The organism is Rufibacter sp. DG15C (assembly GCF_001577755.1).
Lineage (GTDB): Bacteria > Bacteroidota > Bacteroidia > Cytophagales > Hymenobacteraceae > Nibribacter.
Window position 1 is genome coordinate 2,411,946 of sequence record NZ_CP010776.1, and the last position, 21,639, is coordinate 2,433,584.

Sequence of the window (21,639 nt, forward strand, 5' to 3'; positions counted from 1 at the left end):
CTGTGAATTTATCTAAAGAACTCAAAGTAGCGTTGCTGGGCCTTGTGGCAGTAGCGGCACTCTATGTGGGCTTCATTTTCTTAAAAGGCTCTAGCGTCTTTTCTTCTTCGCGCACGTTTTTTGTAACCTATGAAAGTGTGTCTGGCTTGACGGTGTCCAACCCTGTGATCCTGAATGGTTTAAACGTAGGGATTGTCAAAGAGATGACCCTGCAGCCAACCAAAGGCAACCGGGTGGTGGTCACTGTGGAGATAAATGAAGACATCATAGTAGGGGATTCTACCGTGGCCATGCTGGTAAGCTCAGATTTGTTGGGCGGCAAAGCCATTGAACTCTACATGGGTAAGAACAAGCGGCTTTATGACGGCGGTGAGAACTTGATTCCGTTTGTCAAAGAAAGCATCACAGACTTGTTTGCCTCCAGAGCCATGCCAGTCTTAGACACGGTTGACTCTACCTTGGTACGATTGAACATGTTCTTGGACAAGGACGCCAAGCGCAGCATCCAGTCCATTCTCATGAACGCCGAGGCTACCTCAGAGACCATCAGGGCTATGGCGCTGGCCAACCAAGGCAACATCAACCAGATTGCTGGTAACCTGGCGCAACTCACGGCCTCCTTAAAAGGCACAGAAAAGAAGTTCAGTCAGCTGGCGTCTAACCTCAATGAGATCACAGACACCATTGACGTGCAGACCATGAACCAGACCATTAAGAACTTGAACGCGACGGTGTCTGAGGCACAATTGGCCATGAAGAAATTCAATGAAAGCCAAGGCTCTTTCAACAAGCTCATGAACGATGATTCCTTGTACCGCAACTTGAATGCTTCCAGCGCCAGTTTAAACGCCTTGCTCATTGACTTTAAGGCCAATCCTAAGCGGTATGTGCATTTCTCGCTCATAGGGGGTGGCACCAAGGTAGAAAAAGCTGAAAACGTGAAAGAGGCCACCAAAGTGAAGAATGCCGCTACCGTTGAGAAGGCCGGCACCATTGAAGAAATAGAGAAGAAGTAAATTTCTCAAACAGATATTAAAAGCGTTTTTGGCCTGTTTTCTAGAAAACAGGCCAAAAACGCTTTTTTGCTTTTAGGGCTAAACAACTAGCTAACAATTGTTAGGCTTTCTTTGAAATCCTTATATTTGTCCATAGCCCACAAAGGGCCAACCTCAAAACTACCGTATTCATCCCCGCATGGATTTAGAATTCAATAAGAACGAAGACGCCTTGAAGCAGCTTTGTTTTCAGTTAAGGAGCAAACACCAGAAAGTATCTTTGGGCGGCGGCGAGAAAGCCATAGCCAAGCAACACGAGAAGGGCAAACTCACGGCCCGGGAGCGCATTCAGTATTTGATTGATGAGGCATCAGAGTTCTTGGAGATTGCCGCCTTTGCCGGCGAAGGCATGTACCAGGAGTACGGTGGTTGCCCTGGCGGAGGCGTGGTGGCTGGTATTGGCTATGTGAAAGGCCGCCAGTGCATGATTGTGGCCAATGACGCTACCGTGAAAGCGGGTGCCTGGTTTCCCATCACCGCCAAGAAGAACCTGCGCGCGCAAGAAATTGCCATGGAGAACCGCCTGCCGGTCATCTACCTGGTAGACAGCGCCGGCGTGTTCTTGCCCATGCAGGACGAGATCTTCCCAGACAAAGAGCACTTCGGGCGCATGTTCCGGAACAACGCCATCATGAGCTCAGAAGGCATCGTGCAGATCTCAGCGATTATGGGTTCTTGCGTAGCAGGCGGCGCCTATCTGCCTATTATGAGCGACGAGGCCATGATTGTGGAAGGCACAGGTTCTATCTTCCTGGCTGGATCATACCTGGTGAAAGCGGCCATTGGCGAGACCATTGACAATGAGACCCTGGGCGGCGCGTCCACCCATTCAGAAATCTCTGGCGTCACAGATTATAAGTTCGAGACCGATCAAGAGTGCCTGGACCATATCCGGAACATCTTTGATAAAATGGGCGACAACCCCAAAGCAGGCTTCAGCAGAGTAGAGCCTGTGGCGCCTAAGTTAGACCCACAAGAAATCTACGGTCTGTTGCCCACGGACCGCGTGAAGCCCTATGACATGATGGACATCATCCTGCGCATGGTGGACAATTCTGAGTTTGAGCCATACAAGGATCTTTATGGGCAAAGTCTGATTTGCGGCTTGGCGCGCATAGACGGTTGGGCCGTGGGCATTGTGGCCAACCAACGCAAGATTGTCAAGAGCAAGAAAGGCGAGATGCAAATGGGTGGCGTGATCTATTCAGACTCTGCAGACAAGGCCGCGCGCTTTATCATGAACTGCAACCAGAAGAAAATTCCGTTGTTGTTCTTGCAAGACGTGTCGGGGTTTATGGTAGGCAGCAAGGCAGAGCACGGCGGCATCATCAAAGACGGCGCCAAGCTGGTGAATGCCATGAGCAACTCTGTGGTTCCTAAGTTCACCATCCTGATTGGCAACAGCTACGGCGCGGGTAACTATGCCATGTGCGGCAAAGCCTATGACCCACGCTTGATCTATGCCTGGCCAACGGCGCAATTAGCGGTCATGTCAGGAGCATCAGCGGCCAAGACCTTGTTGCAGATTCAGGTAGCATCTTTAAAAGCCAAAGGCGAGGAGATTACTCCAGAAGATGAGAAAGCCTTGCTCGACAAAATCACGGCCCGTTACAATGAGCAGTTGAGCCCGTATTACGCGGCCTCCCGCCTGTGGGTAGACGGCATCATTGACCCCCTAGAAACGCGCAAAGTCATCTCTATGGGCATTGAAGCAGCCAACAACGCCCCCATCACCAAACCATTCAACGTAGGCGTAATCCAAACCTGAGTTTGAGAATCAGACTATAAAAAAATACGGCAAAGAAATGACGCAGCTCACTTCTTTGCCGTATTCGTTTTAATATTGTGAGAGATACTTCTTAATTTTTCACTTCTAATTATTAATTGAACACGCAGTTTTGACGAATAAAGAAATAAAGGCGCTGATTTCGCTGTTGGACGATGAAGACCCGGGGGTAGTCGCGCACGTGCATGGCCGCATTGTGGAGTTGGGGGAGACCATTACGCCTTTTCTTGAGGAAGCCTGGGAGGAGAGCCTGGACCCAGACCATCAGAAGAAATTGGAAGACCTCATCCATGACCTTCAGTTTGAAGCTTTACACAGACGCTTGAAGGAATGGAAGGAGGAAGGTGCCCAGGACCTGCTGAAAGGCATGTGGCTGGTGAACACCTACCAGTACCCAGACGTGCGCATGGAAGACGTCATGAAAATCATTGCCGAACTGCATTACGAGGTCTGGGTACAGGTTAAGCCCGACATGCACCCCTATGACCAGGTAAAGGCCATGAACCACGTGCTGTTCAAGTTGCAGCACTTCTCTGCCAATACCAAAAACTTCCACGCGCCCACCAACTCCATGCTGTACCAAGTGCTGGAAAGCAAGCGCGGAAACCCCTTGACGCTGTGCGTGATTTACATGACATTGGCCCAACGCATGGGGCTGCCGGTCTATGGTGTTAATCTACCCAACCTGTTCATCCTTACCTACAAGAGCGACGTGGTGCCACAGTTTTACATCAATGCCTACAACCGGGGGCTCATCCTCACCAAAAACGACATTGACAATTACATCCTGCAGCTCAACCTCAACCCCGTTGATATTTTCTATGAACCTTGTGCGCCCATTGACATTGTACGGCGGGCCCTGCGCAACTTGTCCATGTCTTATGAAAAGCTCAACGAGGCAGAAAAGGCGACAGAGATAGAAAAACTGTTGGAGGTGCTCTCAGATACGCCAGCCCAAGACTCAGAAGAGAAAAATGAGGATGAGACCAACCAAGATGGAGACGGAGACTGGGAAGAATAGCGTTTTTGCCCTCATTTCCAGGAAATAGCCCAAAAATGAAAAGCCGCCTTGTAAGGGGTGGCTTTTTTTATGCCTTCGTCCTTTTGCTCAATGCAATAAGTTTAGGAAGCTGCGCAAGAATCAGGTTCAGAATTATTGTCCTAAAACGGTAAATGCGTATCTTACCTAGCTGAGGAAAGAGCTAATCTGTTCTATGAGAAAGAAGTACGCGCGTTTTATCTATACATATTTTGTTTTTGGGCTTACCTGTTGCCTTTTTTTTGGACAACAGCCTGTGTTGGCACAAACTTCTACCCAAGATCGTCAAGCGGAATCTGCCAAGATGGCCCCGGCCTTAAAAAGTGGCAACAGACAGCAGGAGTTTTCTAGAGTGAGGGTACGGGTAAAGGATTCAGCGTCTTTCCAGAAATGGCTTAAACAGCATGTCCCCAATGCCTCCTCTCAGCCTATTACTTCCTTGAATTCTGTTTTTTTGGTGTCTGGTTTAGAAAAAGGTGATCCTCAGAAATTAGGTCAATGCCCTTGGGTGACCTTTGTAGACGTTCCAGACAGAAAAGCCAAAGAAGAAGCCTACCTCCAAAACGCAGACTTGCGGGTAAACCGAGTGGATGCTTTGCATCTGGCCTATCCAGAGGTACATGGCAAAGGACTAACCGTTTCAGTGAAAGAACAGCCGTTTGACAGCCTAGACCTAGACTTTAAAACCAGAGTTCTTCCTTCCAGCGCCTTCAGTCAGACGTATACCCCACACGCTACTGCCATGGCCACCTTGATTGCCGGCGCCGGAAACACGTCTCCTACCTCTCAGGGAGTGGCTTGGCAAAGCAAGGTAACCGCTGCCAACTTCGCAAATCTGCTACCAGACAATACAGATGTGTTGAAAGCACAAGGCGTGACGGTGCAAAACCATTCCTACGGGGTGGGCGTGGAGAATTACTATGGCCTGGAGAGCCAGGCCTATGACCAACAAGCAAGACAACTACCATACTTGCTGCACGTGTTCTCTTCGGGGAATTCTGGCTTGCTGGCCCCAACCGAAGGGCCTTATGAAAAGATAGCGAGCTTTGCCAACCTCACGGGACAGTTCAAGGTCTCTAAAAATACGTTGAGCGTGGGCGCCATTGATACCTCGGGGCAGGTAAGTGTTTTGAGTTCTAAAGGTCCCACGTATGACGGCCGTATTAAGCCAGAAGTGGTTGCCTTCGGCGAAGCCGGAACCTCTGAGGCGGCCTCAGTCGTATCTGGCATTGCCTTGGCGGTACAGGATGCTTTTAAGAAGAAAAACGGAGGAGTTTTGCCGCCATCAGGTTTAGTGAAAGCGGCCATCATCAATGCCGCAGATGACAAGGGAAGAGCGCACGTGGATTATGCCGCCGGCTTTGGGAATGCAGATGCGCTGGGAACGGTGCAGTCCATCATGGAAGGCCGCTATGCCAACGGTACCGCCACTCAAGGAACCACCCAGTCCATAAAATTCACAGTGCCGCCAACCATGGCCAACGTAAAGGTCACTTTGGTTTGGCTGGACAAGGAAGGGGAACCTAATGCAGCAAGTGCGCTGGTGAATGACTTGGACCTGGTAGTAAAAGCAACTGCTTCTGCGCAGCAATGGCTGCCTTGGGGCTTAAGCACGTTCGCCCACAAAGATTCATTACTGGCTCCCGCCAGAAGAAAGGCAGACCATCTCAATAATGTGGAGCAGGTCACGTTAGAGAACCCTGCTCCCGGTGAATATGAAATCTTGGTGAGTGGGTTTCAGGTGGATGGCCAGCAAAGCTTTAGTGTAGTCTATGAATATGAAAAGGCTTTTTCTTGGTACTATCCTTCAGTGAGTAGCTATTTAGAAGCGGGTCAGAAAAGTAGGATTCGGTGGGTAGCGCCGGTTAAAGAAGTGGCTACCGGTAGGTTAGAATTCAGGTACGCCACCGCTGGTGCTCCCTGGCAGGTGTTAAAGAATGTTGTTGACGTCAGCAAAGAGGCCGTTGACATTACCTTGCCAGATACTACCGCGTTGGCTGAGTTGCGCATGGTTATAGCCGGTGAGGCATATGCCACAGGCGCTTTTGTGATTAGTCCTACGCTGGCGTTAAAGGTAGGCTACCAATGCGGCGATGAGGTCATGCTGTTCTGGCCCAAAGCCCCAGGCGCCGATAAATTCCAGGTCTATCAACTCGGTAGTCAGTTTTTAGAACCCCTCACGCAGACAACAGATACGGTGGTAGTCTTCAATAAGAAGCAGCAAGCAGCGGTGCATTATGCAGTAGCGCCTATGGTGCAGGGGACGCTGGGGCAACGAAGCCTCACCCAGAATTACACCCAGCAGGCCGTGGCTTGCTACGTGAAGAGCTTCCTGCCAAAATACTTTGTAACCGATACGGTGCTCCTGGATTTGCAGATTAGCACTACGTACGGCCTTACGGCTATGTACCTGGAGAAAAAGGTAAACGGTGCCTTTAAAACGCTTCAGCCCATAGCCATTGGGCGGCAAACAGATTTTGACTTACAAGATCTGGCCCCACTGTCTGGATGGAATGAGTACCGCATTAAGCTGGTCACCCAATCTGGGGCTACCTATTACAGCCAGCCCGAAGGTCTTTTCTACACGCCTGAGCGCTACATACAAGTATATCCAAACCCAGCGTTGGCCGGCGATGATATGAACATCATCACGCAGGATGATGCCACTAACAACATATTTATCTATGACCAGGTGGGGCGGTTGGTAAGAGAGTTTTTACAAGACGGTTCCATCAAAGTCATTGAAACCAAAGGCTTGCGGCCGGGAGCATATTTTATCAGAGTGCTTTCTTCTACTGGCGTCCTTACGCAAACCAAAGTCATCCTACTTTAGAACGAATTGCAGGTAAGCCTCCGTTTTTAGGCTGTTTTCTAGAGAACAGCCTAAAAACGGAGGCTTACCTATTTTCCATGCAGACTCTCGTCCTCCTTCGGCTAGTGGTCTAAGTTGTCTTTTGCCCTTATTTGGCATGCATCTATTGCTTCTGAAGATTAAGGATCGTGTAAAAGTAAGGCTACATCAAGAGGATTCTATTAGTGGCGGGCTCCAAAAAGAAACGCCAAGGCAACTAACCAGTTCATGTGAGTATGCCGGTAAAGAAGGATGAGCTTGAAAGTGCCTCGCTGAAAAAGGTTGAGTTATTTCATTACAGCCTTGAGGAAATTTGACCTGTAATAAGCAAACCATAAAAAACGCAAAAGGGCCTCCAGTTTTCTGGAGGCCCTTTTTTATAGGGGTAAACTAGTTCTTAATAACTACTAGTATAAGTAGCCAAGAGCAGTTACGTCGTTAGAGTTGAATGGACGGTTCTGACCAGATCCAATACAAGCCAACATCCAAGAAGTAGCATCAGCAGTTGTTGGAGTACCAGGGATGTGGATAGCACCTACCGTAGAAGCACCTTCGTTGGTGTAAGAACCACCGCAAGAGTAAGAACGGTCCATGTAGTCCGTGTGACGGAAACCGATGCAGTGACCAATCTCGTGTGCCAAGATAGTAGTGAACCAAGCTTGGTTAGGGTTTGTGCCAATGTAACGAGTAGCAATTTTGATGTTGTTATGAGGATTGCCATTCACTGGGAAGCCAGCAGAAGCCAGGTACTGAGCAGACTTAGGAGCAGCCTGTAGATAGATTTCTCCACCAGAAGCTACACGGCTCATAGTGATCAACAAGCCTTGTGCATTGTAACGGGCAATAGCAGCGTCCAAAGCAGTTACATACGTAGCTGGCAAAGTAGGATCAATTGACAAAGTGATGTTACGGCCAGTACCAGCGTTCACTAGGTTAGTGGTGCGGTATTGCTCAGTCTCACCAACGCGCAAGAATTTGTGGTCATGCTTAGCGTTTAATTGAGCATCAGTCAACATGATGTCACCTTCTACTAAATAGCCACCTTCTACAGCCTGAACATCTGTAGTACCAAAGCCCATTTCATAGATCTTGGCTAACGTTTCTTTTGAAACTGAAGCTTTTTCAACTACTTCTTCTTCGTTTTGAGAACAAGAAGAGAAACCAAGAACTAAGGCTACGGCAGCCAGTTTAAGAGTGTGAGTTAATTTCATAATGAGTTTTGTTAGAGAGTTGTTTGAAAATAATTGTTTGTAAGGTTTTTTGAAAGGATTTAGGTGTAGTACTGTGCTTTGTCTAGGGTGCTGCTAATTAGTTAAAGGGTGGAAAATAGGTTGCTAATATTTTTAAAACAGAAAGTAATAATAGTTAATTAAAAGTAATTACCCGTCCTGATTATTAAGTCAATTTAGGTGGTTGTTATTAATGGAAAATAACAACATAAAACACTAGAGGAAGCTTTGTACGCGTGGCTTTTTAAAAGGATGCAGCTTTGGTGAAAATAAAATAATTATTTTTAATTAAAGCCGCCAAATTTAGGCAATAAAATACCTGTGTAAGTTTTTTTATGGAAACTCACTCTGATATTTTATTGCCTATAAAGGGGATTAAGCTTTCAGAATTAAAAGCCTAATTAAGCTAATAACCTATACTAATTAGTATAGGTAATTAAGAGCTGTGCGGTCGTTGGTGTTGAATGGACGGTTAGCACCAGTTCCAATACAAGCCAACATCCAAGAAGTGGCATCAAATGAGGTTGGAGTACCCGGGATGTGAATAGCACCTACCGTAGAAGCACCTTCGTTGGTGTAAGCACCACCGCAAGAGTAAGAACGGTCCATGTAATCCGTGTGACGGAAACCGATAGTGTGGCCTAATTCGTGGGCAAGGATAGTAGCCAAGTAGTTAGTGCCTGGGTTTGTACCCATGTAATCAGAGTTCACCTTCACGCTGTTGTACGGGTTGCCACCAGTTGGGAAACCAGCAGAAGCCAGGTAAGAAGAACCGGTTGGTGCTTTGGATAACAAGATGTTATAGCCAGAAGACACTCTGCGGAATTTGATCAATAAGTTCTCAGCGTTGTAACGACGGATAGCTTCATCCAAAGCAGTTACATAAGAACTAGGTAAAGAAGTGGTAATAGCTACGTTGATGGTTCGGCCGCTTCCTACGCTTACCAAGTTGGTTGTACGATACTGCTCAGTCTCGCCAACGCGTAAGAAGTTTCCATTCTGTTTGGTATTCAATTGCTCGTCGGTCAACATGATGTCACCCTCTACCAAGTAGCCACCGTCAACGGCTTTTACATCTGTAGTACCAAAACCCATCTCATAGATTTTGGCTAGGGTTTCTTTAGAAACAGAGGCTTTTTCTGCTACCTCTTCCTCATTTTTTGAACATGCAGTGTTACCCAATACCAGGGCCACAGCAGCGAGTTTAAACGCGTAATGTAATTTCATGTTTGTTAGGGGTTTGTTGAAAGATGTTCCTATGTTAGGGATTAAAAAATGTATTGTCAAATTTTTTTTCAAATAATTTATAAAAACCGCTCATACATTAAAATTTAAATGGTGTCTGTAAAATGAGTGTTTATCAATTCTTTAGAAAATGCTTATTAAAAATTTATGTAGTTACATATAATGTTAGGAAGGTCATTGTGATTTATAGATAGTTCTGATTTTAATAAAACAGCCTTTGCAGCTAATTTAATTTTTAATTTATGTTACGTTTATCCCTATTCTTTCCTTGTTTTTAAAATGGTGTTTAATACTAAGTAAAATAAAACCAGTTTTTAAACTCATTAATAGAATTAATTCATTTGAAAAAGCCCTATAAATAGAAAGGCCACCTTGTTACAGGTGGCCTTTCTATTTATAGGGCTTTAGATAAGCTTAGAACTTCTTAATCATGCAACCTGTGGGTCTTCTTTCTGAAGTGGTAATAGTGCGTCCAGCAAGTACAGTTTCTAAAGCATTTTTTAAATAATGTTCCTTGGCATACGCTTCTATCTGTGGATTGTCATCAATGGCTCCTTTATACCTCAGGTAAAATCCATCGCCGCTGCTTTGCAACAAAAACACCTCTGGGGTTTTGACCGCGCCAAACTGTTTGCTCACTTTCTGCTGATAGTCTAACAGGTAGGTCATCTCAGAAATGCTGGTGTCTACCTTATCTGCCATGGTCTTGATGGTATCGCCGCCTTCCTCCAGACCAATGGCCGGATTTACAAACAAGAAGCGCACTCCTCTGTCTGCGTAGTTGCTGGCCAGCGTCTGCAGACGGCCGTCATACAGTTTTGCATATGGACAGTTCTTGCTGGTGAAAACCACTACTACAATTTTGGCATCCTTAAACTGGCCCAAAGACATTTGCTGGTCCTGGGTATTCTTCAAGGTGAAATCTGCTACTTTGGCGCCAACCTTATATCCACCCTGGGCAAAGGCCAGACTGCTGGTCAAGAATAAGCCAAAGGCTAGCATATATAATCGTTTCATAGTCATCTCTACGTTAGTACTCTTTAGTATTTGTCACAGGTGCCAGAATGTAGGTGAGAACGTACTCTCTTTCCACCTGGTACTGTATTATATGCGTATGCGTTTTTTCTGGGGCTACCACGCGGCCCGTAAACTGACCAGAAACCTCTTTCACAAAGTCCTCTATCAATAACTGCTTCCTGAAATCAAGTTCGCGGCGGGCGTAGACTTTGTACAAGGTTTCCTTCGCGCTCCAATATAGGTGCATCTTGTCTTCATCATCCTGTACGTCTGCCAGTTCCTGCTCATTCAAAAACCGCTGAATGGCCCGCTGCACTTTCTCTGCTTTTAATTCAATATCTATGCCAACTTGATGGGAGGCAGAAACCAAGGCTGCCGCCCACCTTCCTGAGTGGGTAATGGATACATGAACTTCTGCGCCTTCTATATAAGGTTTGCCACTTTCCTGTTTTTGCAAGACCGCCTCCGGATAATTTAGTTTCTCTAATAATAAGTACACCAACAACCTAGAGGCCAACCATTCCCGGCGCCGGGCTTCGGCTTTAAAAAAGGGGAGTTCTTTGGCGGGACGAAGGCTTAATAATTGAAAGGTTAACTCCTCTACGTCTTCCTGTATCTGCCAAATGCCCAGCACGGTGTTTTCATCTAAAGTGTGGACATGGTGCAGTGGCATACGCAGGGTAGAGAAAGAAAGTGATTTTTGGCCTGTTTTTGGTAAATTTAGCCAAAAATAGCATTCATCGTTTTTTACAGGTTGTACATGGCTAGTCCGTTTCAGGTTCAGAAGATTGCCACCCTCACCGGGCACCGTGACTGCGTGTATACCGTGGAGCGCGGGGGGCAGACCAACCAGTTCTTCTCCTCGGGGGCGGACGGCATGGTCGCTCAATGGGACCTCACCCAACCCAACACCGCCCAGCTGGTTGCCAAGGTGAGCAGTTCGGTTTATGCGCTTAAGTATCTGCCTGAGCAGAACTGGCTCTTGATTGGGCACAACCAGAACAGCCTGGAAGTGCTGGATCTTGCCCAGAAAGCTATTCACAAAACCATTCCCTTGCCGCAGGCCGCCATCTTTGACATTCAGGTGCACGCTACGCAGCCGCTAGCTTATATAGGTTTAGGAAACGGGGCATTGCTGTTAGTGGACTTAGAGAAACTGGCAGTCATCAAGTCAGTGCAGTTGTCTGAGAAGAGCGTACGGTCTGTTGCGGTACACCCGGCAGGCCAGGAGATAGCTGTGGGTTTAAGTGATCATAGAATTTTAATCCTGGACGCGCAGACGCTAGTGGTCAAGCAGGCGTTAGAAAGTCATACGGGTTCTGTGTTTACGGTGGCTTATACGCCCAACGGGGAATACCTGATCAGTGGCAGCAGAGACGCACATTTGAAGGTCTGGAAAGCCACGCAAAACTACCAGGAGCATGCTAGCATCATTGCGCACCTGTTCACCATCAACCACATCACGTTCCATCCCAACGGGCGGTTGTTTGCCACCTGCAGCATGGACAAGTCGGTGAAGATTTGGGACGCTCAGACGTTTAAACTATTGAAAGTGATTGACAAAGCCCGCCACGCCGGCCACGGGACCTCGGTCAACAAATTGTTTTGGTCGGGTCACTGGAATCAGTTAGTTTCGTGTAGCGATGACCGCAGCATTTCGGTTTGGGCCTTAACATTGAAGGAAATATGAAGATTACACCGTTAGAAATAAGACAGAAGACGTTTGAAAAAGCGTTTAGAGGGTTGGACAAGGATGAGGTTCAGGCGTTTTTATTGACGCTTTCTCAACAGTGGGAAAAACTTCAGGATGAGAACAAGGACCTAAAGATGAAGCTGGAGGTGACCAACCGCGAAGTGCAGAAAATGCGCGAGGTGGAGTCATCGCTGTACAAAACCCTGAAGACCGCCGAGGACACCAGCAACAGCATGGTAGAGCAGGCCTCCAAGGCCGCCGACCTGCAAGTGCGTGAGGCTCAATTGAAAGCCGACCAACTGCTGGAGGCTGCCCGCCAGAAAGCCCGCTCAGTGGTGGAGAATGCTTATTCACAGGCAGACAAAACCATTGCTGAGATGCAGTCTGAGGTGAAGAACCTGGAGCAGGACTACCTACGCCTGGAGGATTACCTGGAAGGCATGGTGCGCGACCTGCAGAACATGGCCGCCGACGCCCTGGACAAAGTTGAGAAGACCAAATCTAAACCAAAAGCCGCTATTGGAAGTATCTTATCTAGAGCAGCGCAGGCAAAAGCGCAGCGCCCTAACCAAGATAATGATACGTTTATGAACGCCTTAGCAACTCCAACTATAGAGACAGCCGCGCCAAGTGCTCTTCCTGCCTCAGCTTTTACAGACCAACCTATGGCCCAGCAGATTGGCGGCGGCGGAAGCCGTGAGTCCATTCCAGCCACACCGGGCACGTTCCCAACACCGCACATGCCGGACCCAACGCCAGACGTGCACCCAAGAACCCCAGAGATTGTACCGCCAGCGCCGCATGTGCCGTCCACGCCATCGCCTAAACCAGAGATTGAAGAGCCCAGACCAGATACCGTACCTGCACCTAAGCCCTCTCCGGTAGAAAACCCAGAGCCAGAGCGTGAGCAGCCCTTGCCTAACAAGCCAGAGGTACAGCCTCCGGGAACGCATAAAGCAGAGCCTGCCGTAGCCGCAACAGCCGGTGGAGGTTCTTTCTTTGACGACATCGCCTAAGCAGTAAGATGGGGCAAGTGGCACTGGAAGGCATGGAATTCTTTGCCTTCCATGGATTCTCTGACGAAGAGCAGAAGATAGGAAACCGGTACGGCGTAGACATCTCCATTGAGACTGACTTAAAAGCCGCGGCCATTTCTGACAACCTGCACGACACCGTGAACTATGTAACGCTGTACCAACTGGTGCAACAGGAGATGGCCACCCCGGCCCGTCTGCTGGAGCACGTGGGCCACCGCATCATGGAGCGCGTCTTCCAGGAGTTTCCGTTTGTAGAGCTTGCCAAAGTAAGCGTCTCCAAATTCAACCCACCCTTGGGTGGCATCTGCTACAAGTCTAAAGTGACCTTGGAAAGAAAAAGAAATTAAAGCTTTATCAGTTTTGCCCTCTTTTTCAGAAATCAGGTTAAAAACGAATATAAAAGAGAAGCCCCGCTTAGATGCATCTAAGCGGGGCTTCTCTTTTTGAAATTACCTATCAGTGACGTAGCTAGCATTCTACCTGCAGAGCCTCCTCTGCAGGATGGCCAAACGATCTTCTGAGGTTATGAGCGCAGCAGAGGGAAGTTTGTGTCTGCTAATTGTCTCACTTTAAAATAGCGCAGAGTGGAGAAAAGGCGGTGCCGTTGTCTCTACAGGATTTGGAATATCAAGTGCTACTTGGCAATCTTGAAGGAGCTTGGATATTCTGTTTTTGGCCTATTTTCTAGGAAACAGGCCAAAAACGAAACCTCAAACTTGTTAATTCCCTCTTCCGCGACCATTCCCCCGGCCATTTCCTCTTCGTTCTAATTCTTCTTCCAAGTCTTCTTGCCAGCCACGGTTTTTCTTCTTTTTGTCTTTGCGTTTGAAGATATCTTTGAGCTTGCGGCCGCCTTTTTTGAAGATGTCCCCAATGTCATTGTCTTCCTCTTCATAGACCGGTTCTACAGGCACTGGCGGCTGGAAGGGCGGGCAGTTGAGGTACATGCTATATTGAGAGGGCAGCGCAGGAAAGTGACTGTAGGCCATGCTCCTAAACTCCCTTTCTTTGGTGAGCCGCTGAAAGAACCCTGCCCAGATAGGCAAAGCCGTATTAGAGCCGCCACCCAGTTCCAAATCCCTAAACCGGATGCGCTGATCCTGCCCACCTACCCAGGCGCCGGCCACTAAGTCTGGTGTGTAGGCCACAAACCAGCCGTCGGCGTGAGATTGCGTGGTGCCGGTTTTGCCCGCAATGTCCATCTGCAAGCCATACTCACTGCGTAAGCGCCGGCCGGTTCCTTCATTGATGACGCTTTCCAGCATAGGACACATCAAGGAGGTGGTTTGGCTAGAGAGTACTTTGGGGCCAAGTCCATCCTGGTTGGTCTGGTCCAGGAGCACCCGTCCGTTCCGGTCTTCAATGCGCAACAGGTACCTTGGTTTGACTTGGTAACCGCCGTTGGCGAAGGAGGCGTATGCCGCCACCATTTCATACAAACTGGCATCTGCAGTGCCCAAGGCCAGGGAAGGAGTCGTAGGCATTTCGCTTTGCAGACCTAAGTTTTTGGCCACCTTTATCACTTCCGGAAGGCCCACTTGCAAGGCCGCGTTCACGGCCACCGTGTTCACCGACTGCGCCAGTGCGCCCTGCATGGAATAAGCCCCGCCGTATACATTGTCTGCATTGCGCGGCGACCAGTTCTCATACTCGGGGAATACACGGCGGTCATTAGGGAAATAGGAGCAAGGCGAAATGCCGCGTTCCATGGCTGCCGCATACACAAACGGCTTGAACGTAGAGCCCACTTGGCGTTTGGCGCGCACGTGGTCATACTTGAAGAAGGTGTGGTTGATGCCGCCCACCCAGGCCCGTACATAGCCAGTTTTTGGCTCCATGGCTAAAAATCCGGCGTTTAGGTAGCGCATGTAGTGCCTGATGGAATCCATGGGAGAGATGGTACGGGTCTCTTCCCCACGATATCTAAAGAGCCTCATGGGCACGGGCGTGTTGAAGATCTCGTCAATCTCACGCTCAGATTTTCCCTGGGCTACCAGTCGCTTATAATGCAGGGAACGTTCCTTGGCGTTCTTAAGAATGTCGGGTTGGCCGGTCCAGGGAGCTTGTTTGCCCCAGTGCTTGTCAAAGTCCAGTTGCAAGGCATTCATGCGGCGCTTCAAGGCGGTCTCGGCGGCGCGTTGGGCGCGGCTGTCCAGGGTGGTGTAAATCTTGAGGCCGTCTGTGTACAGGTTGTAGTTGCCACCGTCTGGCTTCTCTTGCAAGGCCGCCCATTTGGTCAGTTCCTCGCGCAGGTGCTCCCTGAAGTAGGTGGCCAGGCCGCTGTTGTGCGAGGACAGGTTGTAGTCCAGTTTGAGCGGTTTGCCCTGCAGCACGGTTTTCTGATCCTGCGTCAAGTAGCCGTATTTGGTCATCTGGGCCAAGACCACGTCGCGCCGCTGCCGGGACCGGTCTGGGTTGGTGCGCGGGTTATAGGTAGTGGTGGCTTTGAGCATGCCAATGAGCGTGGCCGCTTCCTCGGTTTTCAAGGAATCCGCAGACGTATTAAAGAAGCGCCGCGCCGCCGACTCAATGCCGTACACGTTGCCGCCCATGGGCACGGTATTCAGGTACAGCTCCAAAATCTCCTGCTTGTTGTAGACTACTTCTAGCCGCTTAGCCAGAATCATCTCGCGCATCTTGTTCACAGGCATGGACAGGAAGCCCACATCCTTACGCGGATATAGGTTTTTGGCCAGCTGCTGACTGATGGTGCTGCCGCCGCCGGAGCTTTCTTCTTGCAGCAGCAGGGTTTTTAGAAACACGCGGGCTAGGCTTCGATTGTCCACGCCGTCATGCTCGTAGAAACGGGCGTCCTCGGTGGCAATGAGTGCTTGGATAACAGGCTCGGCTATCTGGTCATACTTGACGTTGGTGCGGTCCTGGATGAAGTAGCGCCCCATGAGCACGCCATCAGCGGTGTAGACTTCTGAGGGCATGTTGTTCTGCACCTCCTTGAGTTGGCGCTTGGTGGGCAGCCAGCCAAACAACCCGAAGTACACGGATAGGTAAAACAGAAACAGAAGCAAAGCCACGTACAGCAAAGCCTTGACGATAAGGCGCAGCCAGCCCTGCGGCGTCAAGGATTGCCAGTACTGTTTGGTGAGTTTGGGGGCGTGACGGTGTCTCCAGCGTTTCCAGCGCGTATTAATCCAATCAGAGAAACTCCCGAAGTAGGTATTGAAAAAGGGCATGCCGTAAGAACGTAGAAACTTGAGATAAGGCTATGCTTACCCTAAGGTTCCTTTTTTAGTTACATCGTTTTTGGCTTATTTTCTGGATTTTAGGCCAAAAACGACTACTTGTTCAAGAACCTATAAAAGATCCATCCGCCTGTGGCGTACAAAACGAAGTCTACCATGTCGGCGGTATAGCGGGGCATGAACAACGGGAAGACTACTTCAAACGCCAGCGCGTAATAGGCCACGGCTATGCCCACTTGGTACGGCGTGAGCCTAAACGTCGGTCCGTGGAAGGCGCGCATGAAAAACAGGGTAACGGTCAAGATAAGCGGCAGGCACAGCAGGTCATCTAGATAGAAGCGCATCCAGTCAGGCCGGGAGATGGAAAACCACACCGCCATTCTGTGGCCCATGTACAGAGCCGCCAATACCCAGAAGAGCGGGCTGAGCGTGCGCCAATTCAGCCGGCCAAGAGCGCGATGAGCCATAAGATGAAGGAGAGGATGGCCATGAACGTGAGTTGGAAGCCCTGCACAATGCGTTTCCAGAATTTGGTGAAGGCAGAATCAGTGGGCAGGATTTCAATAAGGACCACGTTGAACTGGTTCTTCTCGGCCTCCTGGCGGGTGTCCTGGTCTAAGAGACGTTGGTACGCTTTGGGGTCCAGCAGGCTTTGGCAGTGGGCACAGCGGTCGGTGACCTGTTGGTGCCAGGCAGACCAATGCTGGCAATGCGGACATTTCTTGGTGTCACTCATAGGTGAGGGTGGCTTCCGGGCTTGTGCTTAGAAAGAAGCCTTTAAACAGGGGCAAGTTACAACCCAATCGTTCACGGGGATAACGTTCTGATAAATAACGTTGGGATGGCCTTGAGTATTTTAAAGAAAGCCATTCAGGGGAACAGGTGTCTTTTGCTATCTTTGCCAAAACCTGCCCTGCCGTGTATAAACAACTCATCCGCCCGCTGCTTTTTAAATTTGACCCAGAAGAGGTGCACTCGTTTACCAATTCTGCCCTTAAAAATGCGTTTCACCTGCCACTGGCCAAGTCTATCTCCAAGAGCCTTTTTCAGGAGAACGACCCCAGGCTGGAGCGAAAAGTCTTCGGGCTCACGTTCCCTAATCCGGTAGGCTTGGCCGCTGGCTTTGACAAGGACGCCAAGATGATTGACGAGTTCTCAGAGCTGGGCTTCGGGTTCATTGAGATTGGCACGCTTACGCCCAAGGCGCAGGAAGGGAATCCCAAACCGCGCCTGTTCAGATTGCCGCAGGATGGAGCTATCATCAACCGGATGGGCTTTAACAACCACGGCGTAGACGCGGCGGTGGAGCGGCTCAGAAGCAGAAAGAGCAAGGTCATCATTGGCGGGAACATTGGCAAGAACAAAGTCACGCCCAATGAGCAGGCCCTGCAGGACTACCTGTATTGCTTTGACGCCCTGTATGACGTGGTGGACTATTTTGTGGTGAACGTTAGTTCGCCCAACACCCCCGACCTGCGCGCCCTGCAGGAGAAAGAGCCTCTGCTAGACCTATTGGCCAACCTGCAGAATAGAAACCAGGGCAAAGCCCGCCCCAAGCCGCTCCTACTCAAGATTGCCCCAGACCTGAACCACGCGCAGCTGGATGACATTGTGGAGATTTCCGTGCAGACCAACCTGGCGGGTATCATTGCCACCAACACCACCATCAGCAGAGCCGGCCTGAGAACGCCGGCCCAAGAGATAGAAGCCATTGGGATGGGTGGCCTAAGCGGAAGGCCTTTGAAAGACGCCTCCACCCAGGTCCTAAAATACCTGCGCCAGAATCTGCCCGAGGAAATCAGGCTGGTAGGCGTGGGCGGCATCATGACGCCAGAGGACGCAGTAGAGAAACTGGCCGCCGGCGCTGACTTGGTGCAACTCTACACCGGTTTTATCTACGAGGGCCCTCGTCTCATCAAACATATCAACCGCCGAATATTGAGCTAATTAGCTGGTTTTTCTCTGTAAGCCGCGGTAAATTCTTCGGGCGTTATTGAACGGAAAAGTGTAGATTTGAGGTTTGGAGACATCATGGCTACGAACACATATAAACGCGAAGTAGGGACTGGTCCGCGGCCTAAAAACATGCCGAGGAGCCAGAATGAACCTAAGGGAAAAACGGAGGCTAAGGCCCCCAAAGAACCAAAACCCAAAAGGTCTTTTACTGCGCCTACCCTCTCATTTGGCTTTTTCAAGGACAGACGCCTGCAACTATTTGTAGGTTTTTTCTTCTTGCTTTCTAGTTTGTACCTCACCATCGCGTTTGTTTCTTACCTGTTCACGGGCACGGCAGACCAGAGCGTGGTAGAGTCTGTCACTGTGGATGCGGTGAAAGAAGCCGGCCTGGAGTCTGAGAACTGGTTGGGTTTGTTTGGCGCCTGGGTGTCTGACTATTTTATCAACCGCTGGTTTGGGGTAGCCTCCTTCTTTTTCATTCCCATCATTTTTTACATAGGCTATAAGATTGTCTTTAGGCGCACCACTATCACGCTTTCCTCAGTGGTCACCTTATGTCTGTTTGGTTTGCTGTGGGGAAGTATCTCTGCCGGCTATGTGGTTTTGACCAGCGGTCTGGCCAGTGATTACAGTTTCCTGAGCGGCGCCATTGGTTATGAGACAGCTTTGTGGCTGGAGAGCCTGCTGCGCTGGGGAACCGGGCTGCTGCTGGCCTTCGCGCTGATTGCCTTTGTGATGTTCTTCTTTAACATCACCACGCTCAATCGTCCAAAACCAGCCGTCGCCACTGCGGGTCCAGAAGGAAACACTTATCGTCAAGATTATCCTGCAGAGTCTGGGGTGTATGCTTCGCCGTCCATGGCTATGAACCACCTCACCAATCCATCTGGCAGCATAGAGGCCCAGGATGAGGAGGAAGAAGACATGGTTTACCCGGCGCCATTTGCCCTTCAAGACCAACAAGGAGAAGACTTCTTTAACGAAGACCAGAACGACGGTGCGTATGACGATGAGGAAGAGCCAGAAGAAGATCTTTTCGCCGTCAATGACCTGCCTGTGACTTCCCGCTCAACGGCAACCCCAACGTCTGTGCCGCTCGCTTTAGAGATGGAAGATGACTTTGAGGATGAGGTTCTGCTAGAGGATGACGTTGAGGAAGAAGCTGAGTTGGATTTGGACATCGCGCCGATTCCGGCCCACGCCGAGGTAGAAGCCGTCACCAGCGAGAATTATGACCCTACCTTAGATTTACCCCGCTACCAATACCCGCACATAGACTTGCTCACTGATTACGGCCTAGCCAAAGTCACGGTAAGCAAAGAAGAACTGGAAGCTAACAAAGACCGCATTGTAGAGACGCTGGGCAATTACAACATCGGCATTGCCAGCATCAAAGCCACCATCGGGCCTACTGTGACCCTATATGAGATTGTGCCGGACGCGGGCGTGCGTATCTCCAAGATTAAGAGTCTGGAAGATGACATCGCGTTGAGTTTGGCGGCTTTGGGAATACGTATCATCGCTCCCATTCCCGGCAAGGGGACCATTGGTATTGAGGTGCCCAACAAGAAGAAGGAGATGGTGTCCATCAAATCCATCTTGAGCACTGAGAAGTTCATGAAGAGCGAAATGGACCTGCCTATCGCCTTCGGGAAGACTATCACCAATGAAGTCTTCATCACCGATTTGGCCAAAATGCCTCACTTGCTCATGGCCGGTGCCACGGGTCAGGGTAAATCGGTGGGTTTGAACGCCATCTTGACCTCACTCTTATATAAGCGTCACCCATCACAACTCAAGTTTGTGTTGGTAGATCCTAAAAAGGTAGAGCTTTCTCTGTTCAACAAGATTGAGCGCCATTTCCTGGCCAAATTGCCAGACACGGAAGAAGCTATTATTACTGATACTAAAAAAGTAGTAAACACGCTGAACTCGCTCTGTATGGAGATGGACCAGCGCTATGATTTACTCAAAGATGCCGGTTGCCGAAACCTCAAGGAATACAACGTTAAGTTTGTAGAGCGCAGATTGAACCCTAAGAAAGGGCACAAATTCATGCCGTACATTGTTCTGGTGATTGATGAGTTGGCAGATTTGATGATGACGGCGGGCAAAGAGGTGGAGACGCCCATCGCCCGTTTGGCGCAGTTGGCCCGTGCCATTGGCATCCATTTGGTGGTCGCTACGCAGCGTCCGTCGGTAAATGTGATCACGGGTATCATCAAAGCGAACTTTCCTGCCCGAATTTCCTTTAAGGTAACATCCAAGATAGACTCGCGCACCATTCTGGACACTGGCGGGGCCGATCAATTGATTGGCCAAGGTGACATGCTGTTCTCCCTGGGCTCAGACCTAATCCGGGTGCAGTGCGCGTTCGTAGATACGCCCGAGGTGGACAGAATCTGTGACTTCATTGGCGAACAGCAAGGCTATTCAGACGCGTATTTGTTGCCAGAATTTGTGGGCGATGAGAGCGGCAATGACAAAGCCGAGTTTGACCCGAGCAACAAGGACGCCATGTTTGAGGAGGCCGCCCGTATTGTGGTGACGCACCAGCAGGGTAGTACTTCTTTGTTGCAGCGCAGATTGAAGTTGGGCTATAACCGCGCAGGCCGTTTAATTGACCAATTGGAAGCTGCCGGCGTGGTGGGTCCGTTTGAGGGAAGCAAGGCCCGCGAAGTTTTAATTCCAGACGAATACAGTTTGGAACAGTTATTGAATACATTGGATCGTAACTAAAACAGTAGATCCACTTTTTACTAAATACACTCTTATGAAACGATTCTTTTCTTTCTTGATCGCTCTGATGACGGTAGCCCAGTTTGCCAGCGCGCAGAAAGACCCGAAAGCTGAGCAGATTTTGGATGCCATGAGCAAGAAGTATCAAGCCATGAAAGCCTTCAAAGCCACTTTTTCCCAAACATTAGAAAGTCAAAACGCCAAGGTGAAGGAAACCATCAACGGAGACATCACCGTGTCTGGCAATAAATTCCGTCTGGCTGTGGCCGGACAGGAGATCATCAACAACGGCACTACCATCTGGACCTTCATGAAGAAGGAGAACGAAGTAAACATCTCTGACAATGACCCAGATGAGCAGGAATTAACGCCCAACCAGATTTATACGCTCTACAAAAAAGGCTATAAGTACAACTACAGCGGTGAGCAGAAATTAGGCGGCGAGACCGTGCACGTAATTGACATGACCCCAGAAGACAAAACCAACCAAGTGTTCAAGGTGCGCATGTTCATCAGCAAGAAAGACAACTCCATCAAGTCTTGGCAGATGTTCCGCAAAAACGGAAACCGCTATGTGTACACGATCAAGAAGTTTTCGCCTAACCCAGTGTTGCCAGCCAACCATTTCGCCTTTGACAAGGCCAAATACAAAGGTGTGAAAGTAGTAGATCTTCGTTAAGAGGCATACATGAATCACACACTCAAAAGGCTCCCGCGGAAACGCAGGAGCCTTTTTCGTTTTCGGGCTATTTCCCAGAAACCAGCCCAAAAACGGACAAAACTGTCCAGAAA

17 protein-coding genes are annotated in these 21,639 nt (G+C 49.4%); 10 read left to right on the forward strand and 7 right to left on the reverse strand.

Annotated features, from left to right (window positions below):
- Positions 1-2 precede the first annotated feature (2 nt).
- The 4 genes from TH61_RS10300 (at position 3) to TH61_RS10315 (ending at position 6,713) form a co-directional block, all read left to right on the forward strand.
- Positions 3-1,016 (forward strand): MlaD family protein, encoded by a 1,014-nt coding sequence (locus tag TH61_RS10300; RefSeq protein WP_066508874.1) that lies wholly within the window; start codon positions 3-5, stop codon positions 1,014-1,016.
- A gap of 178 nt (positions 1,017-1,194) precedes the next feature.
- Entirely contained in the window at positions 1,195-2,823 is a 1,629-nt protein-coding gene (locus TH61_RS10305; protein WP_066508875.1) for an acyl-CoA carboxylase subunit beta, read from the forward strand.
- Positions 2,824-2,953: 130 nt separating this feature from the next.
- The gene (locus tag TH61_RS10310) at positions 2,954-3,862 is read left to right on the forward strand and encodes a transglutaminase-like domain-containing protein (protein ID WP_071887830.1); all 909 of its coding nucleotides are present in this window, start codon (positions 2,954-2,956) and stop codon (positions 3,860-3,862) included.
- Positions 3,863-4,136: 274 nt separating this feature from the next.
- Positions 4,137-6,713 (forward strand): S8 family serine peptidase, encoded by a 2,577-nt coding sequence (locus TH61_RS10315; RefSeq protein WP_197464029.1) that lies wholly within the window; start codon positions 4,137-4,139, stop codon positions 6,711-6,713.
- Between the two features lie 425 nt (positions 6,714-7,138).
- On the opposite strand, the gene TH61_RS10320 is transcribed toward TH61_RS10315, so the two are convergent.
- From TH61_RS10320 to TH61_RS10335, 4 genes are all read right to left on the reverse strand, one after another.
- Positions 7,139-7,942: a M57 family metalloprotease gene (locus tag TH61_RS10320; RefSeq protein WP_066508880.1), complete on the reverse strand. Its 804-nt coding sequence runs from the start codon at positions 7,940-7,942 to the stop codon at positions 7,139-7,141.
- Positions 7,943-8,383: 441 nt separating this feature from the next.
- Positions 8,384-9,187 carry a M57 family metalloprotease gene (locus TH61_RS10325; RefSeq protein WP_066508881.1) on the reverse strand — a complete coding sequence of 268 codons (804 nt, stop codon included), beginning with the start codon at positions 9,185-9,187 and terminating at the stop codon, positions 8,384-8,386.
- 432 nt (positions 9,188-9,619) lie between these two features.
- Positions 9,620-10,222, reverse strand: a complete 603-nt coding sequence (locus TH61_RS10330; RefSeq protein ID WP_066508882.1) for a redoxin domain-containing protein — start codon at positions 10,220-10,222, stop codon at positions 9,620-9,622.
- A 13-nt stretch (positions 10,223-10,235) separates the two neighbouring features.
- Positions 10,236-10,895: a 4'-phosphopantetheinyl transferase superfamily protein gene (locus TH61_RS10335; RefSeq protein WP_066508883.1), complete on the reverse strand. Its 660-nt coding sequence runs from the start codon at positions 10,893-10,895 to the stop codon at positions 10,236-10,238.
- 87 nt (positions 10,896-10,982) lie between these two features.
- Here TH61_RS10335 and TH61_RS10340 point away from each other — a divergent pair, with 87 nt between their 5' ends.
- Genes TH61_RS10340 through folB form a run of 3 tightly spaced genes read left to right on the forward strand, consistent with a single transcriptional unit; the run spans position 10,983 to position 13,299 of the window.
- Positions 10,983-11,912: a WD40 repeat domain-containing protein gene (locus TH61_RS10340; protein WP_066508884.1), complete on the forward strand. Its 930-nt coding sequence runs from the start codon at positions 10,983-10,985 to the stop codon at positions 11,910-11,912.
- Positions 11,909-12,931, forward strand: a complete 1,023-nt coding sequence (locus TH61_RS10345; RefSeq protein ID WP_066508887.1) for a DivIVA domain-containing protein — start codon at positions 11,909-11,911, stop codon at positions 12,929-12,931. Before TH61_RS10340 ends, TH61_RS10345 begins: the two co-directional genes overlap by 4 nt.
- Positions 12,932-12,939: 8 nt before the next feature.
- Entirely contained in the window at positions 12,940-13,299 is a 360-nt protein-coding gene (gene folB, locus TH61_RS10350) for a dihydroneopterin aldolase (RefSeq protein WP_066508889.1), read from the forward strand.
- A 372-nt stretch (positions 13,300-13,671) separates the two neighbouring features.
- Here the strand turns inward: folB and TH61_RS10355 are convergent, their stop codons facing one another.
- The 3 genes from TH61_RS10355 to TH61_RS10365 all read right to left on the reverse strand — a co-directional run bounded on the left by TH61_RS10355 (position 13,672) and on the right by TH61_RS10365 (position 16,888).
- Entirely contained in the window at positions 13,672-16,143 is a 2,472-nt protein-coding gene (locus TH61_RS10355) for a penicillin-binding protein 1A (RefSeq protein ID WP_082780355.1), read from the reverse strand.
- Between the two features lie 104 nt (positions 16,144-16,247).
- Positions 16,248-16,619, reverse strand: coding sequence for a hypothetical protein (locus tag TH61_RS10360; protein WP_157600678.1), 372 nt, complete (start codon positions 16,617-16,619; stop codon positions 16,248-16,250).
- Complete coding sequence (locus tag TH61_RS10365; protein WP_066508893.1) at positions 16,592-16,888, reverse strand: hypothetical protein; 297 nt, start codon at positions 16,886-16,888, stop codon at positions 16,592-16,594. Before TH61_RS10365 ends, TH61_RS10360 begins: the two co-directional genes overlap by 28 nt.
- A 182-nt stretch (positions 16,889-17,070) precedes the next feature.
- Here TH61_RS10365 and TH61_RS10370 point away from each other — a divergent pair, with 182 nt between their 5' ends.
- From TH61_RS10370 to TH61_RS10380, 3 genes are all read left to right on the forward strand, one after another.
- Positions 17,071-18,099, forward strand: a complete 1,029-nt coding sequence (locus TH61_RS10370; RefSeq protein ID WP_066512770.1) for a quinone-dependent dihydroorotate dehydrogenase — start codon at positions 17,071-17,073, stop codon at positions 18,097-18,099.
- A gap of 84 nt (positions 18,100-18,183) precedes the next feature.
- Entirely contained in the window at positions 18,184-20,847 is a 2,664-nt protein-coding gene (locus TH61_RS10375; RefSeq protein WP_066508895.1) for a DNA translocase FtsK, read from the forward strand.
- A gap of 34 nt (positions 20,848-20,881) precedes the next feature.
- The gene (locus tag TH61_RS10380; RefSeq protein WP_066508897.1) at positions 20,882-21,526 is read left to right on the forward strand and encodes an outer membrane lipoprotein carrier protein LolA; all 645 of its coding nucleotides are present in this window, start codon (positions 20,882-20,884) and stop codon (positions 21,524-21,526) included.
- The last annotated feature ends 113 nt before the right edge of the window (positions 21,527-21,639 follow it).

Bases quoted from the DNA above. Each gene is read 5' to 3' on its own strand.
- TH61_RS10305 (WP_066508875.1), top strand. From the start codon at position 1,195: ATGGATTTAGAATTCAATAAGAACGAAGACGCCTTGAAGCAGCTTTGT.
- TH61_RS10320 (WP_066508880.1), bottom strand. From the start codon at position 7,942: ATGAAATTAACTCACACTCTTAAACTGGCTGCCGTAGCCTTAGTTCTT.
- TH61_RS10325 (WP_066508881.1), bottom strand. From the start codon at position 9,187: ATGAAATTACATTACGCGTTTAAACTCGCTGCTGTGGCCCTGGTATTG.
- TH61_RS10330 (WP_066508882.1), bottom strand. From the start codon at position 10,222: ATGAAACGATTATATATGCTAGCCTTTGGCTTATTCTTGACCAGCAGT.
- TH61_RS10335 (WP_066508883.1), bottom strand. From the start codon at position 10,895: ATGCCACTGCACCATGTCCACACTTTAGATGAAAACACCGTGCTGGGC.
- TH61_RS10340 (WP_066508884.1), top strand. From the start codon at position 10,983: ATGGCTAGTCCGTTTCAGGTTCAGAAGATTGCCACCCTCACCGGGCAC.
- TH61_RS10345 (WP_066508887.1), top strand. From the start codon at position 11,909: ATGAAGATTACACCGTTAGAAATAAGACAGAAGACGTTTGAAAAAGCG.
- folB (WP_066508889.1), top strand. From the start codon at position 12,940: ATGGGGCAAGTGGCACTGGAAGGCATGGAATTCTTTGCCTTCCATGGA.
- TH61_RS10355 (WP_082780355.1), bottom strand. From the start codon at position 16,143: ATGCCCTTTTTCAATACCTACTTCGGGAGTTTCTCTGATTGGATTAAT.
- TH61_RS10360 (WP_157600678.1), bottom strand. From the start codon at position 16,619: ATGGCTCATCGCGCTCTTGGCCGGCTGAATTGGCGCACGCTCAGCCCG.
- TH61_RS10365 (WP_066508893.1), bottom strand. From the start codon at position 16,888: ATGAGTGACACCAAGAAATGTCCGCATTGCCAGCATTGGTCTGCCTGG.
- TH61_RS10375 (WP_066508895.1), top strand. From the start codon at position 18,184: ATGGCTACGAACACATATAAACGCGAAGTAGGGACTGGTCCGCGGCCT.
- TH61_RS10380 (WP_066508897.1), top strand. From the start codon at position 20,882: ATGAAACGATTCTTTTCTTTCTTGATCGCTCTGATGACGGTAGCCCAG.